Source organism: Pseudomonas sp. REP124, assembly GCF_020164475.1.
Lineage (GTDB): Bacteria > Pseudomonadota > Gammaproteobacteria > Pseudomonadales > Pseudomonadaceae > Aquipseudomonas.
This window is the reverse complement of sequence record NZ_JAIQWX010000118.1, coordinates 1-19,883: the sequence shown is the minus strand read 5'-3', so window position 1 is coordinate 19,883 and position 19,883 is coordinate 1. Positions and strand designations below refer to the sequence as shown.

Sequence of the window (19,883 nt, the reverse complement as noted above, 5' to 3'; positions counted from 1 at the left end):
AAATCCTGTGGGAGCGTGGCTTGCCCGCGAAGAACGATAACGCGGTCCCCACTGTTGATCAGCTGACATAAAAAAAGCCCCGCCTGGCATCACCAGGCGGGGCTTTTTAACGGCTTCAGGAATCAGACGAGAGGTTTGGTCTCGTGTTCTTTTTCCTGGGCCTGTTCGTGTTGCTCTACGGCTTCCTGAACGGAGCGCGGTGCTTCGTGGATCACCGACTCAGCCGGCTCGGCAGCCACTTCGGCAGCCGGGGCAGGGGCTGCCTCGACGACTTCGGCAACTGGCTCTGCAACAACCGGTTCAATCGGAGCAGCAGCGGCAGCCAGTTCGGCTTCCTTCTGCAGGCGCTCTTCTTCACGCTTGCGACGACGCACTTCACGCGGGTCGTTCGGCGCACGGCCACTTGGGGTCAGCGCGCTGACAGGAGCGGATTCGACCACTGGAGCAGGCGCTTCGACAGCTACCGGTGCTTCAACTACCGGGGCTGGCTCGGCAGCGGCAACCACTGCTTCGGAGACTACTGCCTCGGAGACCACCGCTTCAGCAACTTCGGCCTCAACGATCGGTGCAGCAGCAGGAGCTTCGGCAACGGCTGGCTCGGCGACCCAGTTGAACGCTGTTTGCTCTTCGCGAACTTCACGGACTGTTTCAGTCACGGTCTCGACCACAGGCTCTGCGGCCACGACTGGCGCTTCAGCAACGACGGCTGGCTCGGCAGCGGCTTCAACCACTGGCTGGGCCTCAGGAGCAGGTGCCAGCTCGACTTCCGGCGATGCTGTCACTTCCACCGGGGTGGTCGCTTCGACAGCGGGGGCTTCAGCAGCTGCTGCTTCAACGGCTGGCGCTTCGACTGGGGCAGTCTCCAGGGTGGCGGCAGTGGCGCGTTCGGCTTGCTCGTTGGCTTGTGCTTCGGCCGGAGCGCTGATCACCGAGCTGGCGACAGCGGCGGTCACGGCCAGGCCGGCAGCCAGATCGGCAGTGCTTGGCGCTTCGCTGTTGGCGGTGGCTTCGCCGGATTCGGACTCTTCCGAACCTTCGATCACATTGCCATTGGCATCGCGCTGACGCTCACGACGGTTGCTGCGACGACGCTGGCCACGGGAACGACGGCGTGGACGATCGCCTTCGGCGCCTTCCTGACCTTCTTCCTGCAGTTGCTCTTCGTTGGTTGGCAGCTCTTCTTCGGCAGCGGCAGCAGCAGCTTGCTCTGCACGTGGCTGACGCTCTTCACGCGGTGGGCGTGGAGCGCGTTCTTCGCGAGGCGCACGAGCCGGGCGTTCTTCTGCAACAACAGCTGCAGCTGGGGCGGCTGGAGCGGCATCCAGAGGCTCACGCAGTTCGCGTACACGTTCTTCACGCTCGCCACGTGGCTTGCGATCTTCACGTGGAGCACGCGGTGCACGTTCTTCACGCGGTGCGCGTGGCGCGCGTTCTTCGCGAGCGACTACTGGAGTTTCCTCACGGGCTTCGCGTGGTTGACGCTCTTCGCGCGGCTCACGTGGTGCGCGCTCTTCACGCGGTGCACGTTCTTCGCGCGGCTTGCGCTCTTCGTCGCGGCGACCGTTACGGTTGCGGCTCTGCTGGCGACCGTTGCGACGCTCTTCGTTACGGGCTGGACGCTCGGCAACCGGCTTTTCAACCACGACCGGTGCGGCAGGCTCTTCCTTGGTGGCGAACAGGCTGACCAGCGACTTCACCAGGCCTTTGAACAGGCTTGGCTCTGGCGCAGCGACTGGGGCGGCAACCGGTGGAGCCACGACTTCGGTCGGAACCGGGGCGTTGGCACGGGCTGGAGCGGTTTTGACCGCGGCTTCCTGGCGAACCAGGGTGCGGGTCGCAGCGGCCGGCTGGACTTCTTCCACTTCGGCAGCGGCAGCGGCGATTTCGTAGCTGGACTGGTTGGTGGCGGCTTCCGGGTTGTCATCGCGCAGACGTTGAACTTCGAAATGCGGGGTTTCGAGGTGATCGTTCGGCAGGATGACGATGCGGGCGCGGGTGCGCAGTTCGATCTTGGTGATCGAGTTGCGTTTTTCGTTGAGCAGGAACGCGGCCACCGGGATCGGCACCTGGGCGCGAACTTCGGCGGTGCGGTCTTTCAGGGCTTCTTCTTCGATCAGGCGCAGGATTGCCAGCGACAGCGATTCGACGTCACGGATGATGCCGGTGCCGCTGCAACGCGGGCAGACGATGCCGCTGCTTTCACCCAGGGATGGGCGCAGGCGCTGACGGGACATTTCCAGCAGGCCGAAGCGCGAGATGCGACCGACTTGCACGCGAGCGCGGTCGGCTTCCAGGCATTCGCGGACTTTTTCTTCCACGGCGCGCTGGTTCTTGGCAGGGGTCATGTCGATGAAGTCGATGACGATCAGGCCGCCGATGTCGCGCAGGCGCAACTGACGGGCGATTTCTTCGGCGGCTTCAAGGTTGGTCTGCAGTGCGGTCTCTTCGATATCGCTGCCTTTGGTGGCGCGCGCCGAGTTGATGTCGATGGACACCAGGGCTTCGGTCGGGTCGATAACGATGGAGCCGCCGGAAGGCAGTTCGACGACGCGCTGGAAGGCGGTTTCGATCTGGCTTTCGATCTGGAAGCGGTTGAACAGCGGAACGCTGTCTTCGTACAGCTTGATCTTGCTGGCGTACTGCGGCATCACCTGGCGGATGAAGGTCAGGGCTTCGTCCTGTGCTTCAACGCTGTCGATCAGCACTTCGCCGATGTCCTGGCGCAGGTAATCGCGGATGGCGCGGATGATCACGTTGCTTTCCTGGTAGATCAGGAAAGGCGCGGAACGATCCAGGGAAGCTTCCTTGATGGCGGTCCAGAGTTGCAACAGGTAGTCGAGGTCCCACTGCATTTCTTCGCTGCTGCGGCCCAGGCCGGCAGTGCGCACGATCAGACCCATGTCGGCCGGGGCAACCAGGCCGTTCAGGGCTTCACGCAGTTCGTTGCGCTCTTCGCCTTCGATGCGACGGGAGATGCCGCCGGCACGCGGGTTGTTCGGCATCAGGACCAGATAACGACCGGCCAGGCTGATGAAGGTGGTCAGGGCGGCGCCCTTGTTGCCACGTTCTTCTTTTTCCACCTGAACGATGACTTCCTGGCCTTCGCTCAGGACGTCCTTGATGTTGACGCGGCCTTCGGGGGCTTTCTTGAAGTATTCGCGGGAGATTTCCTTGAGAGGCAGGAAGCCGTGGCGCTCGGAGCCGAAATCGACAAAGGCGGCTTCAAGGCTTGGCTCGATGCGAGTGATCCGGCCTTTATAGATGTTGGCTTTCTTCTGCTCGCGTGCACCGGACTCGATGTCCAGGTCGTAGAGGCGCTGGCCGTCTACCAGTGCAACACGCAACTCTTCGGGTTGAGTTGCGTTAATCAGCATTCTTTTCATGTAGTACCGTCGGTTTCCGGGCTGCCGGAAACGGCGTTCGGCACACACGACTTCTCACGGTCGGTGTCAGGTGCGTCGGGAGTGGTTGGCCATTCCCGTGTCCAGCGATGTCCGGCCAATGTGGGCCTTTGTCGCGACGTACGCGTCCTGCTTGCTGTGGCTACTTAAGCACTCAGTCAGGAGGAGGAATCAACCGGCGGCTGTGGACGAGATGAAGCGTCTTGATAAAGCCTATTGCTACACAGTCCAGCGGTTGTGCATCTCCACCCTACACGTATCCCTGATAATTCGGGTGCTGCCGCGCGCAGAATCCGCAGCGGGTTGGCATTTACCGTGAGCTCCGAAAGGGGAGGTCACGCATCATGGCTAATTTAGGCGTGGTTTCCGAAGCGGTCGCTCGGGGTCATCTGCAGCTGACTGCACTTTGTGAACTGGCCGTGAATATGGCTCGCGTGGCGAGTGGGAACTCTGCTTCGCGGCGTGATTCAGGCCTCATGTCACCTGCGCTCGTTACACCTGCAAACTCCACCGTTACGTAGCGAAAGCCCCGTAGGACGGCCTCGCGTCCTGGTGAATTGCGTTGGTCAGGGCCGGTTTTTGACCGTAGGTCCGCTGTCCAGGCCGCTTTTGGCGGCGTTCGCGACTATAGCAGCAATGATTAAGTGCTTCAATTCCATAAAAAATTGATATCATCCGCGCCATGACGACTACTACCCCTCCGACTCCAGGCGTGCAAATGCTTGAGGTCTCGCCGGAATATGCCGGCCAGCGTATCGATAACTTCCTTCTTGCCCGGCTCAAAGGCGTGCCCAAGACCTTGATTTATCGCATTTTGCGCAAAGGCGAAGTGCGGGTGAACAAGGGCCGGATCAAGCCCGAATACAAGCTGCAGGCCGGCGACATCGTGCGCGTGCCGCCGGTTCGCGTGCCTGAACGTGACGAGCCGGTGCCGGTGGCCCAGGGCCTGCTGCAGCGCCTGGAAGCCTCGATTGTCTACGAAGACAAGGCCCTCATCGTGATCAACAAGCCTGCCGGGATCGCGGTCCACGGCGGCAGCGGCCTGAACTTCGGCGTGATCGAAGCCTTCCGTCAGTTGCGTCCAGATGCCAAGGAGCTGGAACTGGTCCACCGCCTGGACCGGGACACCTCCGGCCTGCTGATGATCGCCAAGAAGCGCAGCATGTTGCGCCACTTGCACGAGCAACTGCGCGGTGACGGCGTCGACAAGCGCTACATGGCGCTGGTTCGCGGCAACTGGGCAAGCTCGATCAAGCAGGTTCGCGCGCCGTTGCTCAAGAGCAACCTGCGTTCGGGCGAGCGCATGGTCGAAGTCAATGACGAGGGCAAGGAGGCGCTTACCGTATTCAAGGTGCTGCGCCGCTTCGGTGAGTTCGCCACCATGGTCGAGGCCAAGCCTGTCACTGGCCGGACTCACCAGATCCGCGTGCACACCCTGCACGCCGGGCACTGCATCGCCGGCGACAGCAAGTACGGTGATGACGACTTCACCAGGGAAATTCGCGATCTGGGCGGTAAGCGCCTGTTCCTGCACGCCTACATGCTGACCGTGCCGCTGCCCGATGGCGGCGAACTGAAGCTGCAGGCGCCGGTGGATGAAATGTGGGCCCAAACCGTGGAGCGTCTGAGTGCGCCAATCTGATTACAAGCTGTTGATTTTCGATTGGGACGGCACGTTGGCCGATTCCATTGGTCGGATTGTCGAGGCGATGCACGTTGCCTCCGAACGATCGGGTTTTGCGCTGTGCGATGACTTTGCGGTCAAGGGCATTATCGGTCTGGGGCTGCCCGAGGCGATCCGGACCCTGTATCCCGAAATCGGTGATGATGAGGTGGTGGCGTTTCGTCAGCATTACGCGGATCACTACATCGCGTCCGAGGCTGTGCCTTCGCCGTTGTTCGAGGGTGTGGTCGAATCGATGGAGGCCTTTCGGGCTGAGGGTTACCACTTGGCGGTCGCGACCGGCAAGGCGCGTCGCGGGCTGGATCGGGTGCTGAAGTCTCACGGCTGGGAAGATTACTTCGACATCACCCGTGCCGCCGACGAAACCGCCAGCAAGCCTCATCCGCTGATGCTCGAGCAGATCCTTGCGCACTGCGAGGTCCGCCCGGAAGAGGCGCTGATGGTCGGTGACTCGTCCTTCGATCTGCAGATGGCACGCAATGCCGGGATGGATTCGGTAGCTGTCAGTTACGGGGCCCAGTCGATCGAGGCGCTGAAGTTGTTCGAGCCGCGATTGGCTATCGATCGTTTTTCGCAATTGCATGCCTGGCTGAATCAGCAGGCTTAATAAGTTTTCGCTGGGGTAGATGGCATGGCCGACGAATGGAAGGCGCCCGAGAAGTCGAGCGCAGAGAGCGGTGACGAAAAAAGCTGGAAGCTGTTGGAGAAAACGCTGCTGGCAGGTGTGCAGGAACAGCGTCGGTCCCGTCGCTGGGGGATTTTCTTCAAACTGTTGACCTTTGTGTACCTGTTTGTCGCGCTGGCCCTGTTCACGCCACTGATGGATATGGAGAAGTCAGCCACCCGCAGCGGCAACTACACGGCCTTGATCGATGTGACCGGCATGATCGCCGACAAGGAGCCGGCCAGCGCCGATAACATCGTCGGCAGCCTGCGTGCCGCCTTCGAGGACGACAAGGTCAAGGGCGTCATCCTGCGTATCAACAGCCCGGGCGGCAGTCCGGTGCAGTCGGGCTACGTCTACGACGAGATTCGCCGTCTGCGCGGTCTGCACCCTGAGACCAAGCTGTATGCCGTGATTTCCGATCTGGGTGCTTCCGGCGCCTACTACATCGCCAGTGCCGCCGACCAGATTTACGCCGACAAGGCGAGCCTGGTGGGTTCCATTGGTGTCACCGCTGCCGGTTACGGTTTTGTCGGCACCATGGAGAAGCTGGGTGTTGAGCGCCGTACCTATACTTCCGGCGAGCACAAATCCTTTCTCGATCCCTTCCAGCCGCAGAAGCCTGAAGAAACCGCGTTTTGGCAGGGTGTGCTCGACACTACGCACAAACAGTTCATCAACAGCGTCAAGCAGGGGCGTGGCGATCGCCTGAAGGACAAGGAGCATCCGGAACTGTTCTCCGGGTTGGTCTGGTCCGGCGAGCAGGCGCTGCCGCTGGGGCTGATCGATGGTCTGGGCAATGCCAGCTCGGTTGCTCGCGATGTGATTGGCGAGAAGGAACTGGTGGATTTCACTGTTCAGGAATCGCCGTTCGATCGCTTCTCAAAGAAGCTTGGCGCCAGCGTGGCTGAGCATTTGGCGATGTGGATGGGGTTCAGCGGTCCCTCGATTCGCTGATCCGGCTTTAACGTCAAAAAGATCGCAACTTGCGCCAGTGCCTTTTGTAGGAGCTGTCGAAGGTTGCGATCTTTTGCTTTAGGGGATTTGCACGCCTTCGTTAAGCAGCATGTCGACCAGACGAATCAACGGCAGTCCCACCAGGCTCGTGGCATCCGGGCCTTCGGTGCTTTGAAACAGGCTCACCCCCAGGCCTTCAGCCTTGAAGCTGCCGGCGCAGTCGTAGGGTTGCTCGGCACGCAGATAGCGTTCGATGCGTGCCTCATCGAGTTCGCGCATGTGCACTGTGAAAGGAACGCAATCGACCTGACATGCGCCGGTTTGCGTGTTGAGCAAGGCCAGACCGGTGAGGAAGGACACGCTCTTGCCGCTGGCGGCCAGCAGTTGTTCCCGGGCCTTTTCGAAGGTGTGGGGCTTGCCGATGATCCGCTCGCCGAGCACCGCGACCTGGTCCGAGCCGATGATCAAATGAGCGCCATGGCTGCCGGCTAATGCCCGGGCTTTTTCCTCGGCCAGGCGCATGACCAGATCAACGGCACGTTCGCCCGGACGATGGCTTTCGTCGATATCCGGCGAGCTGCAAGTGAACGGCAGGCGCAGGCGAGCCAGCAATTCCCGGCGATAAACCGAGCTGGAAGCGAGTAATAAAGGCAGCATGTGCATCTCCGGAAGGCAGGCTGCGGATTCTAGCGAGGGTTACAGGTGGCGCACAGGGCTGAATTTCCTTTGACATGGGCGGGGGCATCCCTATAATGCTGCGCCTATGTTGAATGACCCGATTCCACCTCACGTTGACCCGCGCAAATTGGCTGATCGTGGCACCACCCTTCAAGGTGAGCTGCTGCTGGCCAATTTGGAGAGACTCTGCGACCCGCTTTCCGACAATGTCGGTACGGTGCAGGCAAAACTCGTTTTTGAACGAGATGAACGTAAATCTGTGGTGATCCACAGCTTTATCGACACCGAAGTCAAAATGGTTTGCCAGCGTTGTCTTGAGCTGGTCACCCTGCCGATCCATAGTGAATGCAGTTACGCTGTGGTGAAGGAGGGTGCGAATACCCAGTCGTTACCGAAAGGTTATGACGTGCTGGAACTGGGCGAAGATCCTTTGGATCTGCAGTCACTGATCGAGGAAGAGCTTCTGCTCGCCTTGCCCATTGTGCCTGCTCATCATCCGGAAGAATGCCAGCAGCCGGCGGGAGCAGATGAACCCGAACCGAGCGAGGACGAGGTAACGCGGTCCAACCCGTTCAGTGTATTGGCGCAGTTAAAGCGTGACCCAAACGTTTAGGAGTTAATCAATTATGGCTGTTCAGCAGAACAAAAAATCCCGCTCTGCCCGTGACATGCGCCGTTCGCACGACGCTCTCGAGGCTAGCACCCTGTCTGTAGAAAAAACCACCGGTGAAGTTCACCTGCGTCACCACGTATCGCCAGAAGGCGTATACCGTGGTCGTAAAGTGATCGACAAGGGCGCTGACGAGTAATCACTTGTCCGCTCAAGTCATCGCGATTGACGCAATGGGCGGGGACTTCGGTCCCCGCAGCATTGTCCAGGCCAGCCTCGCCAGCCTGTCTGCTACTCCCTCGCTGCACCTGACCCTCGTCGGTCAATCCTCCCTCCTTGAAGAATTGATCGCTGGCCAATCGGCTGCGGATCGCGCGCGCCTGACGATTACGCCGGCGTCCGAAGTCATCACCATGAGCGAAAAGCCTGCGCAGGCTCTGCGCGCCAAGCCTGATTCGTCGATGCGTGTGGCGCTCGAACTGCTGCGCGATGGCAAGGTCCAGGCCTGTGTCAGTGCCGGCAATACCGGGGCGTTGATGGCGTTGTCGCGGTTCGTGCTCAAGACGCTGCCGGGCATCGATCGGCCGGCCATGGTCGCGGCGATTCCGACCCAGACCGGTTATTGCCAGTTGCTCGATCTGGGTGCCAACGTCGATTGCAGTGCCGAGCACCTGCTGCAGTTTGCGGTCATGGGTTCGGTGGCCGCCGAAACCCTGGGTATCGTGCGCCCCCGTGTCGCGTTGCTGAACATCGGCACCGAGGACATAAAAGGAAACCAGCAGGTCAAGCTCGCTGCAACATTGCTGCAAAGTGCACGTGGCATCAATTACATCGGTTTTGTTGAAGGCGACGGCTTGTACCGTGGCGAGGCGGATGTAGTGGTGTGTGACGGCTTTGTCGGCAACATTTTGCTCAAATCCAGCGAAGGCCTGGCCACCATGATTGGCGGGCGCATCGAGGCATTGTTCAAGCAGAGTCTGCCGTCACGCCTGGTGGGCGCGTTGGCCTTGCCGTTGATGAAGCGTCTCAAGGCGGATCTGGCGCCTGCGCGGCATAACGGCGCGAGTTTCCTCGGCTTGCAGGGCATTGTCGTGAAAAGTCACGGTTCTGCCGGGGTACAGGGCTTTCAGAGTGCGATTTCTCGCGCGCTGATCGAGATCCAGGAAAACCTGCCCGAGCGTATACACGGCCGTCTGGAGGATTTGTTGCTTTAGGCGTTTTCGTCGGACAATGCTTAAATGTGACCGCCCGGTTCATCGGGCCATCCAACTGTCAGTTTCTTGCGTCCCCCAAATAGCGGGACACCAATTCTCCGACGATAAGATCATTAGGGGCTTGTTACATGTCTGCTTCTCTCGCATTCGTCTTTCCGGGACAGGGTTCGCAGTCCCTCGGCATGCTGGCCGAGTTGGGCGCGGAACATCCGGTTGTCCTCGAAACATTCAAAGAAGCTTCCGATGCTCTGGGTTATGACCTGTGGGCACTGACCCAGCAGGGGCCGGAAGAGCAACTCAATCAAACCGATAAAACCCAGCCGGCCATCCTGACCGCCTCGATCGCCCTGTGGCGCCTGTGGCTGGCGCAAGGCGGCGAGCGCCCGGCTTATGTCGCCGGTCACAGCCTGGGTGAATACAGTGCGCTGGTCGCAGCAGGCAGTCTGAGCCTGGGCGACGCGGTGAAGCTGGTCGAAACCCGCGGCAAGCTGATGCAAGAGGCCGTACCGGCCGGGCAGGGCGCCATGGCCGCGATCCTCGGTCTGGAAGATGCCGATGTGCTGGCTGCCTGTGCTGAAGCGGGGCAAGGCGAAGTGGTCAGCGCCGTCAACTTCAACTCCCCGGGCCAGGTGGTTATCGCCGGTGCCAAGGCCGCGGTCGAGCGCGCCATCGAAGGCTGCAAGGCACGTGGTGCCAAGCGCGCCATGCCGTTGCCAGTCAGCGTGCCATCCCATTGCGAGTTGATGCGTCCTGCGGCTGAGCGTTTCGCCGAATCGGTTGCTGCGATCAACTGGCAGGCGCCGCAGATTCCTGTGGTGCAGAACGTCAGCGCCGCTGTGCCGGCCGATCTGGAAACCCTCAAGCGTGATCTGCTCGAGCAGCTCTACAAACCAGTTCGCTGGGTCGAATCGGTCCAGACCCTGGCAGCAAAAGGCGCGACCAATCTGGTCGAGTGCGGTCCTGGCAAAGTGCTGGCCGGTCTGAACAAACGCTGCGCCGAAGGCGTATCGACTTCCAACCTCAATACCCCAGACGCTTTCGCTGCCGCCCGTGCAGCGTTGGCCTGAATCAGGAGAAGCTTGCATGAGTCTGCAAGGTAAAGTTGCACTGGTTACCGGTGCGAGCCGCGGCATTGGTCAGGCTATCGCCCTGGAACTGGGTCGTCAGGGGGCCATCGTGGTCGGCACCGCGACCTCCGCATCCGGTGCCGAGCGCATCGCTGCGACCCTGAAGGAAAACGGCATTCAGGGCACCGGCCTTGAGCTCAACGTCACCAGTGACGAGTCCGTTGCCGCGGTGCTCGCGAGCATTCAGGAGCAATTCGGTGCGCCGGCGATTCTGGTCAATAACGCCGGTATCACCCGCGATAACCTGATGATGCGCATGAAAGACGACGAGTGGTACGACGTGATCGATACCAACCTGAACAGTCTATATCGCCTGTCCAAGGGCGTTCTGCGCGGCATGACCAAGGCGCGCTGGGGCCGAATTATCAGTATTGGCTCGGTAGTGGGTGCCATGGGCAACGCAGGCCAAGTAAACTATGCCGCCGCCAAGGCCGGTCTGGAAGGTTTCAGCCGCGCCATGGCGCGTGAAGTCGGTTCGCGTTCGATTACGGTAAACTCGGTGACCCCAGGGTTCATCGACACCGATATGACCCGCGAACTGCCCGAGGCACAGCGTGAAGCCTTGCAGACGCAAATTCCGCTGGGTCGTCTGGGGCAAGCTCAAGAGATCGCGTCTGTGGTCGCTTTTCTTGCATCCGACGGTGCGGCTTACGTGACTGGGGCTACAATCCCGGTGAACGGCGGGATGTACATGTAGGTTAAATGTGACGGATTGCTTCAAAAAAATGTCATACGAGCTGTCTAAAATCCGTTATAAAGCTGCAATCTATTTATAGGCAGAGGGTCACCGGGTTTGCGGAGCAAAGCTTTCGGTTGAAAAACCGAAAAGTCTTTCTATACACTTGCCCACTGGCCAGCTGCCTGAATTTGTCCATTAGGAGTGAAAACAAGGTATGAGCACCATCGAAGAGCGCGTCAAGAAAATCGTTGCCGAGCAACTGGGCGTTAAAGAAGAAGAAGTGGTCAACACTGCTTCCTTCGTAGAAGACCTGGGTGCTGACTCCCTTGACACCGTTGAGCTGGTGATGGCTCTGGAAGAGGAATTCGAGACCGAAATCCCTGACGAAGAAGCCGAGAAGATCACTACCGTACAAGCTGCAATCGACTACGTTAACTCCCACCAGGGTTAATAGTTTGTAATCGTTGCTTGCTGTCATGGAAAAACCGCACTGCTATCACGGCGTGCGGTTTTTTCTTTAGGCCTGATCCAAAGTCGTCGTCATTTGAAAAAAGGAGAGTGCTGTGTCGCGTAGACGCGTCGTAGTCACCGGTATGGGTATGTTGTCGCCACTGGGTACGGATGTGCCAAGCAGCTGGCAGGGCATTCTGGCTGGCCGCAGTGGCATTGGTCTGATCGAACACACCGACCTTTCTGCCTATTCCACCCGCTTTGGCGGCTCGGTAAAGGGCTTCAATGTCGAGGAATATCTGTCGGTCAAGGAAGCTCGCAAGCTTGACCTGTTCATTCAGTACGGTCTGGCCGCAGGCTTCCAGGCAGTACGCAACGCCGGTCTGGAAGTCACTGACGCCAACCGCGAGCGCATTGGCGTGGCCATGGGTTCGGGTATCGGCGGTCTGACCAATATCGAAGAAACCAGCCGCACGCTGCACGAGACCGGTCCGCGACGGATTTCTCCGTTCTTCGTACCTGGCTCGATCATCAATATGATTTCCGGTTTCCTGTCGATCCACCTGGGTGCACAGGGGCCTAACTATGCCATCGCCACCGCATGTACCACCGGTACGCACTGCATCGGCATGGCCGCTCGCAACATCATGTACGACGAAGCCGACGTGATGATCGCCGGCGGCGCCGAAATGGCCGCTTGTGGCCTGGGCATGGGCGGCTTCGGTGCCTCCCGCGCACTGTCGACCCGCAACGACGAGCCGACCCGCGCCAGCCGTCCATGGGACAAGGGCCGTGATGGCTTCGTACTGTCCGATGGCGCCGGTGCCCTGGTTCTGGAAGAGCTGGAACACGCCAAGGCCCGTGGCGCGACCATTTATGCCGAGCTGATCGGCTTCGGCACCAGTGGCGATGCCTTCCACATGACTTCGCCGCCAGCCGATGGCGCCGGTGCTGCCCGTTGCATCACCAACGCCCTGCGCGACGCCAAGGTCAACGCCGACCAGGTGAACTACATCAACGCTCACGGCACTTCGACCCCGGCTGGCGACCTCGCCGAGGCCCAGGCCATCAAGACCGTGTTTGGCGATCACGCCTACAAGCTGGCGGTCAGTTCCACCAAGTCCATGACCGGTCACCTGCTGGGTGCGGCGGGCGCGGTCGAGGCGATCTTCAGCGTGCTGGCGATCAACAGCCAGGTGGCGCCACCGACCATCAACCTCGATGAGCCGGACGAAGGCTGCGATCTCGATTTCGTGCCGCACACCCCGCGCAACATGGATATCGATGTGGTCCTGTCCAACTCCTTCGGTTTTGGCGGCACCAACGGCTCGCTGGTGTTCCGTCGGTTCGCGGGTTGATGGAGACCTGGGTCGACGGTCAGCCGGCTGACGCACTGTCGCTGAAGGATCGCGGCCTGGCGTATGGCGATGGTCTGTTCGAGACCATCGCCGTGCGCGATGGCTTTCCGGTCATGCTGGATCGCCATCTGGTGCGACTGGCCAGAGGTTGCCAGCGCCTGACGATCAACCTGGATCATGAGGCCGTGGTCACCGAGCTGGTGACCTATGCCGGACAACTCAACGAAGGTGTGCTCAAACTGATCGTGACCCGTGGCGACAGCCTTCGCGGTTACGCTTTCGATCCGTCGGCCCCGGCCCGCCGTATTCTGTCGGGCAACCCTCCCGCGGCCTACCCCGAATCTCATGCCGAACAGGGCATTCGCCTGTTCCCGTGCGCCACACGACTTTCTCTCCAGCCGCTGCTCGCCGGGCTCAAGCACTTGAACCGTCTCGAGCAGGTGATGGCCCGCGCCGAATGGCGGGACAGCGAACACGCCGAAGGCCTGATGCTCGATCAGGATGGTCGCGTGATCGAAGGCGTGTTCAGCAACCTCTTCCTGGTGCGTGACGGTGTGCTGATCACCGCGGATCTTAGTCGTTGCGGCGTGGAAGGGGTGATGCGTGCCGAGCTGTTGTCCCAGGCCGAGTCCTTGGGCATTGCCACGCAAATCAGCGATATCACGCTGGAGCAGCTGCAAACCGCCGATGAAGTCTTTGTTTGCAACAGCGTGTATGGCGTTTGGCCGGTGCATGCCTATGCCGACTGTCACTGGCCGGTTGGGCCGCTCACCCGTAAACTCCAAACCATTGCCCACGCGCTACTGGATGTTTGATACGTGAGACGTAAATTCTTGCTGCTGCTGGAAACCGGACTGGTTCTGGCGGGGCTGATGTTGGGCGCTTCGGCCTGGAAAATTCATTCGGCGCTGGTGCAGCCGCTGAATATCACTCAGGAAGAACTGCTGGACGTGCCCAAAGGCACCACCCCCAATCGCACCCTCCTGCGACTCGAAGCCGACGGCCTGATCAAGGACGCGTTCTGGCTGCGCGTTTACTGGCGCTTCAATCTTCCCAAGCAACCTCTGCACAGCGGCGAATACCGCATGGTGCCGGGCATGACGATGGAAGGGCTGATCGACCTGTGGAAACGCGGGGAAATGGTTCAGTACAGCGTGACCCTGGTCGAAGGCTGGAATTTCCGTCAGGTCCGCGCGGCCCTGGCCAAGGAAGAGAAGCTGGAACACACCCTCGACTCTCTGAGTGACACTCAGGTCATGGACAAGCTGGGGCATGCTGGGATTTTCCCTGAAGGCCGTTTCTTCCCGGACACCTACCGCTTCGTGCGCGGCATGACCGACGTCGAGTTGCTGAAGACCGCCTACGACCGCCTCGATGAAGTGCTGGCCAAAGAGTGGAACCAGCGCTCTGCGGACGTGCCCTACACCGAACCCTATCAAGCCCTGATCATGGCCTCGCTGGTGGAGAAGGAAACCGGTGTGCCACAGGAGCGTGGGCAGATTGCCGGCGTCTTCGTGCGACGCATGGCGATCGGCATGCTGCTGCAGACCGATCCGACGGTGATCTATGGCCTGGGCGATCGTTACAGCGGCAAGTTGACCCGCGCTCATCTCAAGGAGCCGACGCCGTACAACACCTATGTGATCGCCGGCCTGCCGCCGACGCCGATTGCGATGGTCGGCCGCGAAGCGATCCATGCGGCACTCAATCCGGTGGCGGGCAGCAGCTTGTATTTCGTGGCGCGGGGCGATGGCAGCCACGTGTTCTCCGACGACCTGGACGCCCACAATAACGCGGTGCGTGAATTCCAGCTCAAGCGTCGCGCGGACTATCGCTCAAGCCCCGCGCCGATCAACGGTACCGAGACTGCGCCGGCCCCGGCCGGACAGACGCAGGCTCTGGAATCTCATGCACCTGAAACTCCGCCGGCCGAATCCGGCGCCGGGCAGGAGCAGGCACCAATCCCTGCCGCCTCGCCCGATACCGCGCCCGAAGCGCTGCCGCAGGTTCCGCTACAAGAGCCTGCGCCTGCTCCCGAGCCGGAAACCGATGCCCCGCAAGGCTCGCAATGACTCTGACTAAGGACTGCCTGTGACTGGCTTGTTTATTACGCTGGAAGGCCCGGAAGGCGCCGGCAAGAGCACCAATCGCGAATACCTGGCCGAGCGCCTGCGCGCTGCCGGCATCGAGGTCGTGCTGACCCGCGAACCCGGTGGCACGCCACTGGCCGAGCGCATCCGTGAAGTGCTGCTGGCGCCGGTCGATGAGGTGATGAATCCGGACACCGAACTGCTGCTGGTGTTCGCCGCTCGCGCCCAGCATCTGTCCGAGGTGATTCGCCCGGCGTTGGCCCGTGGCGCGGTGGTTTTGTGCGACAGGTTCACAGATTCGACCTACGCCTATCAGGGTGGCGGCCGCGGCCTGTCTCTGGAGCGCATCGCCTCGCTGGAATCCTTCGTCCAGGGCGATCTGCGCCCGGGCCTGACACTGATTTTCGATCTGCCGGTGGAAGTGGGGATGGCCCGCGCCAGTGCCCGTGGACGCCTGGATCGATTCGAACTCGAAGGCCGGACCTTTTTCGATGCCGTGCGCAGTGCGTTCCTCAAGCGCGCTGAAGCCGATCCGGCGCGTTATGTGCTGATCGATGCCGCGCAGCCGCTGGCGCAGGTTCAGCAGTCGCTGGATGCCTTGTTGCCGCGTCTGCTGGAGTTGGCCCGTGGCTGAAGCCTATCCTTGGCAGGACAGCCTCTGGCAGCAATTTGCCGGACGTACGCAGCATGCCCATGCCTATCTGCTGCATGGTCCGGCCGGGATCGGCAAGCGTGCGCTGGCTGAACGCCTGATGGCCAGCCTGCTGTGTCAGCGCCCGACTGCGCAGGGCGCCTGTGGGGAATGCAAATCCTGCCTGCTGCTCAAGGCCGGCAGTCACCCCGATAACTACATTCTGGAACCGGAAGAAGCGGACAAGGCGATCAAGGTCGACCAGGTCCGGGATCTGGTCAGCTTCGTGGTGCAGACCGCGCAGTTGGGCGGGCGCAAGGTGGTGCTGATCGAGCCGGTGGAGTCGATGAACATCAACGCCGCCAACGCCTTGCTCAAAAGCCTGGAAGAACCTTCCGGCGACACGGTGCTGCTGCTGGTCAGCCACCAGCCCAGCCGGCTGCTGCCGACCATCAAGAGCCGTTGCGTGCAGCAGGCCTGCCCGCTGCCGAGCGAAGCAGCGAGTCTGGCCTGGCTTGCCAATGCTCTGCCGGACTGCACGGAAGAAGAGCGCGGCGAATTGCTCACCCTGGCTGCGGGTTCGCCGCTGGCTGCCGCTAACCTCCATGCCCAGGGTGTGCGCGAACAGCGGGCACAAGTGGTCGATGGGGTGAAGAAGCTGCTCAAACAGCAACAGTCGCCGACGCAACTGGCCGAAGGCTGGAACGCGATCCCGCTGTTGCTGCTGTTCGACTGGTTCTGCGACTGGTCGAATCTGATCCTGCGCTATCAGCTGACCCAGGACGAAGAAGGGCTGGGGCTGATGGATATGCGCAAGGTCGTGCAATACCTGGCGCAGAAAACCGCCCAGGACAAAGTCCTGAATATTCAGGACTGGATCCTCGCCCAGCGGCAGAAAGTCTTGAGCAAGGCCAATCTCAATCGGGTGTTGCTGCTGGAGGCGCTGCTGGTGCAATGGGCGTCGTTGCCTGGCCAGAGGTGAGTGTCTGCGCCTAGACTCTGAGTATCAGCAGTGGAGGTCAGCATGAATGAATCAGTCAGTCCGGGCCCGCGTAACGGCATTTTGTCCCTGAGCATCAAGGACAAATCCGTGCTTTACGCGGCCTACATGCCGTTCATCAAGAATGGCGGCCTGTTTATCCCGACCAACAAGAGCTACAAGTTGGGCGATGAGGTATTCATGCTGCTGCACCTGTTCGACGAGCCGGAAAAGATCCCCGTGGCCGGCAAGGTCAGCTGGGTCACCCCGAAGGGCGCCCAGGGCAATCGCGCCGCCGGGGTCGGCGTACAGTTCAATGACGGCGACAACACCGCGCGCAGTCGAATCGAAACCCATCTGGCCGGAGCCCTGAAGTCCGACCGTCCCACTCATACGATGTAAGTTGCCGTCCCTTTATGCTTGTAGATTCCCATTGCCACCTCGATCGTCTCGACCTCGCCGCCCATGATGGCTCCCTGGACGCCGCACTCGATGCGGCCCGCCAGCGGGGCGTGGGGCACTTCCTGTGCATTGGTGTCAGCGCGGACAACGCCGCCGACGTCAAGGCCCTGGCCGAGCGCTACGACGATGTCGATTGTTCGGTGGGTGTGCATCCGCTGGACGTGCAGCCGGGCGCCGCGCCTGCTCTGGACTGGCTGCTGCATGAGCTCAACCACCCGCGTGTGGTCGCCATCGGCGAAACCGGCCTGGACTACCACTACGAGCCGGAAGCGGCCGAGTTGCAGCAGGAATCGTTCAGGCTGCACCTGCAGGCCGCGCAGCAGACCGGCAAGCCGGTGATCATCCACACCCGTGGCGCCCGCGCCGATACCTTGAACCTGTTGCGTGAAGCGGCGCTGCCGCAAGCCGGCGTGCTGCATTGCTTCACCGAAGACTGGGACATGGCCAAAGAAGCGCTGGACATGGGTTATTACATTTCCCTGTCGGGCATTGTCACATTCCGCAATGCCGACGCGCTGCGCGATGTAGCGAGCAAGGTTCCAGCCGATCGTTTGCTGGTGGAAACCGACTCGCCGTATCTGGCGCCGATCCCTCATCGGGGCAAGCCGAACCTGCCGCAGTACGTTCGGGAAGTAGCGGAATTTCTGGCAATGTTGCGAGGTGAGACTTTCGAGCGATTTGCCGAGCAGACCACCGAGAATTTCAAGCGTCTTTTCCCGCTGGCCCACGTGACAGGTTAAATCGCAGGCAAAAAAAACCCGGGTTCTGGGGGGTGAATCCGGGTTAAGACCATTAGGAGTAAAACAATGGTACGCGGTCCGTTGGTACCAATATCGGCGTGACACTTGGGGGAGATGTTCCGCCGACAGTTCAAGTATTGATCAGTATTTCAGTCAGTCCAGTTTGTCCGTCGCGGTTTTTAAACAAATTTGGAATACATGCGCTTCAGAAGAGTTCTCATCAACTGAAGGCCTTGCGCGAAATACTCGAGAAACACAGTTATGGTCGGATGATCCGTGCATTTTTGCGTAATTTAGGCATAATACGCGGCTTCGAATTTTGACCCCTACAGACCTTTTCTTATGCACAAAGAACCTCGTAAGGTCCGTGAGTTTCGTCGCCGCGAGCAAGAAATTCTCGATACCGCGCTCAAGCTGTTCCTCGAACAAGGTGAAGACAGTGTCACCGTCGAGATGATTGCTGATGCCGTCGGTATCGGCAAAGGCACGATCTACAAGCACTTCAAGTCCAAGGCCGAGATCTATCTGCGCCTGATGCTCGACTACGAGCGCGATTTGAACGAACTGCTGCATTCGGCCGACGTCGACAAGGACAAGGAAGCCCTTTCCCGCGCCTATTTCGAATTCCGCATGCGCGATCCGCAGCGTTATCGCCTGTTCGATCGCCTGGAAGAGAAGGTGGTCAAGGGCAACCAGGTGCCGGAGATGATCGAGGAGCTGCACAAGATCCGCGCCTCGAACTTCGAACGCCTGACCTTGCTGATCAAGGGCCGGATCAGCGAAGGCAAGCTTGAAGACGTTCCGCCTTATTTCCACTACTGCGCATCCTGGGCGCTGGTGCACGGTGCCGTGGCGCTGTATCACTCGCCGTTCTGGAGCAATGTGCTGGAAGACCAGGAAGGCTTCTTCCAGTTCCTGATGGATATCGGCGTGCGCATGGGCAACAAGCGCAAACGCGATACCGACACGTCGAGCAGCTAAGACATTCAGTTGCCTGATTGCGCCATGATTTTGCTATTTGGTGCGGTGCCGCGGGAATATACTCAGGCGTAGGACTTGCTAAAACTTGAATTGTGAGTCAAGTTTTGCCGGTCCGAATCTTCTTTCGCCGGAGTGACCATGATCGTTGACCGTCAAGGCAGGCGTTTTCGCAATTTGCGGGTCAGTCTGACCTCAGCCTGCAACTATGCCTGTACCTACTGCGTGCCCAACGGCAAGCGGCTGGTGGCTGCGCAGGATGAGTTGTCGGCCGAGGCCATGGCACGCGGTGTCGCCTACCTGATCGAGGCCGCGGGCATCGAGCGTCTGCGCATTACCGGCGGCGAGCCGCTGGTCAGTCCCAAGCTCGAAACCTTCATGACCGCGGTCGGGCAGATGGGGCTTGAAGACATCAGCCTGACCACCAACGGTCAACTGCTGGCGAAAAAGCTGCCGTTGCTGGTCAATGCCGGCATCCGCCGTATCAACGTTTCCCTCGATACCCTCGACCCTGGCGCGTTCCGCAGCATTGCCCGTGGCGGTGATCTGGCGACCGTGCTCGACGGCATGGAACAGGCCCGCGCGGCCGGCATGAAGATCAAGGTCAACATGGTCCCGCTGCGCGGCCAGAACCTCGATCAGGTGATGCCGCTGCTGGATTACTGCCTGGAGCGTGGTTACGAGCTGCGTTTCATCGAGCTGATGCGCATGGGCCATCTGGCCAGCGACTCCAACACCTTCCTGCAGCAGTTCGTCAGCCTTCAACAGCTGCTGAGCCTGATTGGCGAACGTTATGAGTATCTGCAGGCCAATGCGCCGGTTGATGCCACGGCGGTGCGTTACCAGATTCCGGGGGTGGGGCACTTTGGTGTGATCGCCAACGAAAGCGTGCCGTTCTGCCGTACCTGTTCACGGCTGCGACTGTCTTCCACGGGCTGGCTGCATGGCTGCCTGTCGTCGAGCAATCGCCACTATGTCGGCGATCTGCTGGACAAGCCACGTCATCAGGCATTGCCGGCCTTGCAGCGCCTGTTGGTCAAGGCCTTGGGTGACAAGCAGGAAGTGGCGTTTTCCGGTGGTGCGACCGTGATGAAAATCATCGGCGGCTGATCTTCTCTCATCGCGAGGAGGCTCGCTTGTATGGTAGGACTTGAAGGGAGGAGGAGGGACAAGGCTCGTTT

At 60.5% G+C, this 19,883-nt stretch carries 20 protein-coding genes; 18 read left to right on the top strand and 2 right to left on the bottom strand.

Features of this window, described 5'->3' with window-relative positions; translation table 11 throughout:
- Positions 1-122: 122 nt before the first annotated feature.
- Positions 123-3,383 carry a ribonuclease E gene (gene rne, locus K9857_RS23120; protein ID WP_224539671.1) on the bottom strand — a complete coding sequence of 1,087 codons (3,261 nt, stop codon included), beginning with the start codon at positions 3,381-3,383 and terminating at the stop codon, positions 123-125.
- Positions 3,384-4,083: 700 nt separating this feature from the next.
- On the opposite strand from rne, the gene rluC reads away from it, so the two are divergent.
- Genes rluC through K9857_RS23105 form a run of 3 tightly spaced genes read left to right on the top strand, consistent with a single transcriptional unit; the run spans position 4,084 to position 6,706 of the window.
- Positions 4,084-5,043: a 23S rRNA pseudouridine(955/2504/2580) synthase RluC gene (gene rluC / locus K9857_RS23115; RefSeq protein ID WP_224539669.1), complete on the top strand. Its 960-nt coding sequence runs from the start codon at positions 4,084-4,086 to the stop codon at positions 5,041-5,043.
- A complete protein-coding gene (locus tag K9857_RS23110) occupies positions 5,030-5,692 on the top strand; it encodes an HAD-IA family hydrolase (protein ID WP_224539666.1) in 663 nt (220 codons plus the stop codon). The genes rluC and K9857_RS23110 overlap by 14 nt, the downstream gene beginning before the upstream one ends.
- 24 nt (positions 5,693-5,716) lie before the next feature.
- Complete coding sequence (locus tag K9857_RS23105; RefSeq protein WP_224539665.1) at positions 5,717-6,706, top strand: S49 family peptidase; 990 nt, start codon at positions 5,717-5,719, stop codon at positions 6,704-6,706.
- A 78-nt stretch (positions 6,707-6,784) separates the two neighbouring features.
- Here the strand turns inward: K9857_RS23105 and K9857_RS23100 are convergent, their stop codons facing one another.
- Complete coding sequence (locus K9857_RS23100; protein WP_224539663.1) at positions 6,785-7,363, bottom strand: Maf family protein; 579 nt, start codon at positions 7,361-7,363, stop codon at positions 6,785-6,787.
- Between the two features lie 106 nt (positions 7,364-7,469).
- Between K9857_RS23100 and K9857_RS23095 the strand changes: the two genes are divergently transcribed.
- The 15 genes from K9857_RS23095 (at position 7,470) to K9857_RS23025 (ending at position 19,812) form a co-directional block, all read left to right on the top strand.
- The gene (locus tag K9857_RS23095; RefSeq protein WP_224539660.1) at positions 7,470-7,997 is read left to right on the top strand and encodes a YceD family protein; all 528 of its coding nucleotides are present in this window, start codon (positions 7,470-7,472) and stop codon (positions 7,995-7,997) included.
- Positions 7,998-8,010: 13 nt separating this feature from the next.
- Positions 8,011-8,193, top strand: a complete 183-nt coding sequence (rpmF, locus tag K9857_RS23090) for a 50S ribosomal protein L32 (protein WP_003179396.1) — start codon at positions 8,011-8,013, stop codon at positions 8,191-8,193.
- A gap of 4 nt (positions 8,194-8,197) precedes the next feature.
- A complete protein-coding gene (gene plsX, locus K9857_RS23085; RefSeq protein WP_224539658.1) occupies positions 8,198-9,208 on the top strand; it encodes a phosphate acyltransferase PlsX in 1,011 nt (336 codons plus the stop codon).
- A gap of 128 nt (positions 9,209-9,336) precedes the next feature.
- Positions 9,337-10,275 (top strand): ACP S-malonyltransferase, encoded by a 939-nt coding sequence (fabD, locus tag K9857_RS23080; protein WP_224539656.1) that lies wholly within the window; start codon positions 9,337-9,339, stop codon positions 10,273-10,275.
- A gap of 16 nt (positions 10,276-10,291) precedes the next feature.
- Positions 10,292-11,032, top strand: coding sequence for a 3-oxoacyl-ACP reductase FabG (gene fabG / locus K9857_RS23075; protein WP_175376097.1), 741 nt, complete (start codon positions 10,292-10,294; stop codon positions 11,030-11,032).
- 196 nt (positions 11,033-11,228) lie between these two features.
- Positions 11,229-11,465: an acyl carrier protein gene (gene acpP / locus K9857_RS23070; RefSeq protein ID WP_025261008.1), complete on the top strand. Its 237-nt coding sequence runs from the start codon at positions 11,229-11,231 to the stop codon at positions 11,463-11,465.
- A gap of 112 nt (positions 11,466-11,577) precedes the next feature.
- The gene (fabF, locus tag K9857_RS23065) at positions 11,578-12,822 is read left to right on the top strand and encodes a beta-ketoacyl-ACP synthase II (protein ID WP_224539653.1); all 1,245 of its coding nucleotides are present in this window, start codon (positions 11,578-11,580) and stop codon (positions 12,820-12,822) included.
- Positions 12,822-13,637 carry an aminodeoxychorismate lyase gene (gene pabC / locus K9857_RS23060; protein WP_224539651.1) on the top strand — a complete coding sequence of 272 codons (816 nt, stop codon included), beginning with the start codon at positions 12,822-12,824 and terminating at the stop codon, positions 13,635-13,637. Before fabF ends, pabC begins: the two co-directional genes overlap by 1 nt.
- A gap of 3 nt (positions 13,638-13,640) precedes the next feature.
- Entirely contained in the window at positions 13,641-14,894 is a 1,254-nt protein-coding gene (gene mltG, locus K9857_RS23055) for an endolytic transglycosylase MltG (protein WP_224539648.1), read from the top strand.
- A 19-nt stretch (positions 14,895-14,913) separates the two neighbouring features.
- Entirely contained in the window at positions 14,914-15,546 is a 633-nt protein-coding gene (gene tmk, locus K9857_RS23050) for a dTMP kinase (protein ID WP_224539646.1), read from the top strand.
- Positions 15,539-16,525, top strand: coding sequence for a DNA polymerase III subunit delta' (locus K9857_RS23045; RefSeq protein ID WP_224539644.1), 987 nt, complete (start codon positions 15,539-15,541; stop codon positions 16,523-16,525). Before tmk ends, K9857_RS23045 begins: the two co-directional genes overlap by 8 nt.
- Positions 16,526-16,567: 42 nt before the next feature.
- On the top strand, positions 16,568-16,924 hold the full coding sequence (locus tag K9857_RS23040) for a PilZ domain-containing protein (RefSeq protein ID WP_224539642.1): 357 nt from the start codon (positions 16,568-16,570) through the stop codon (positions 16,922-16,924).
- 14 nt (positions 16,925-16,938) lie between these two features.
- Positions 16,939-17,724 carry a TatD family hydrolase gene (locus tag K9857_RS23035; protein WP_224539639.1) on the top strand — a complete coding sequence of 262 codons (786 nt, stop codon included), beginning with the start codon at positions 16,939-16,941 and terminating at the stop codon, positions 17,722-17,724.
- Positions 17,725-18,066: 342 nt separating this feature from the next.
- A complete protein-coding gene (locus tag K9857_RS23030) occupies positions 18,067-18,705 on the top strand; it encodes a TetR/AcrR family transcriptional regulator (RefSeq protein ID WP_175376089.1) in 639 nt (212 codons plus the stop codon).
- 138 nt (positions 18,706-18,843) lie between these two features.
- Entirely contained in the window at positions 18,844-19,812 is a 969-nt protein-coding gene (locus K9857_RS23025; RefSeq protein WP_224539638.1) for a GTP 3',8-cyclase MoaA, read from the top strand.
- The last annotated feature ends 71 nt before the right edge of the window (positions 19,813-19,883 follow it).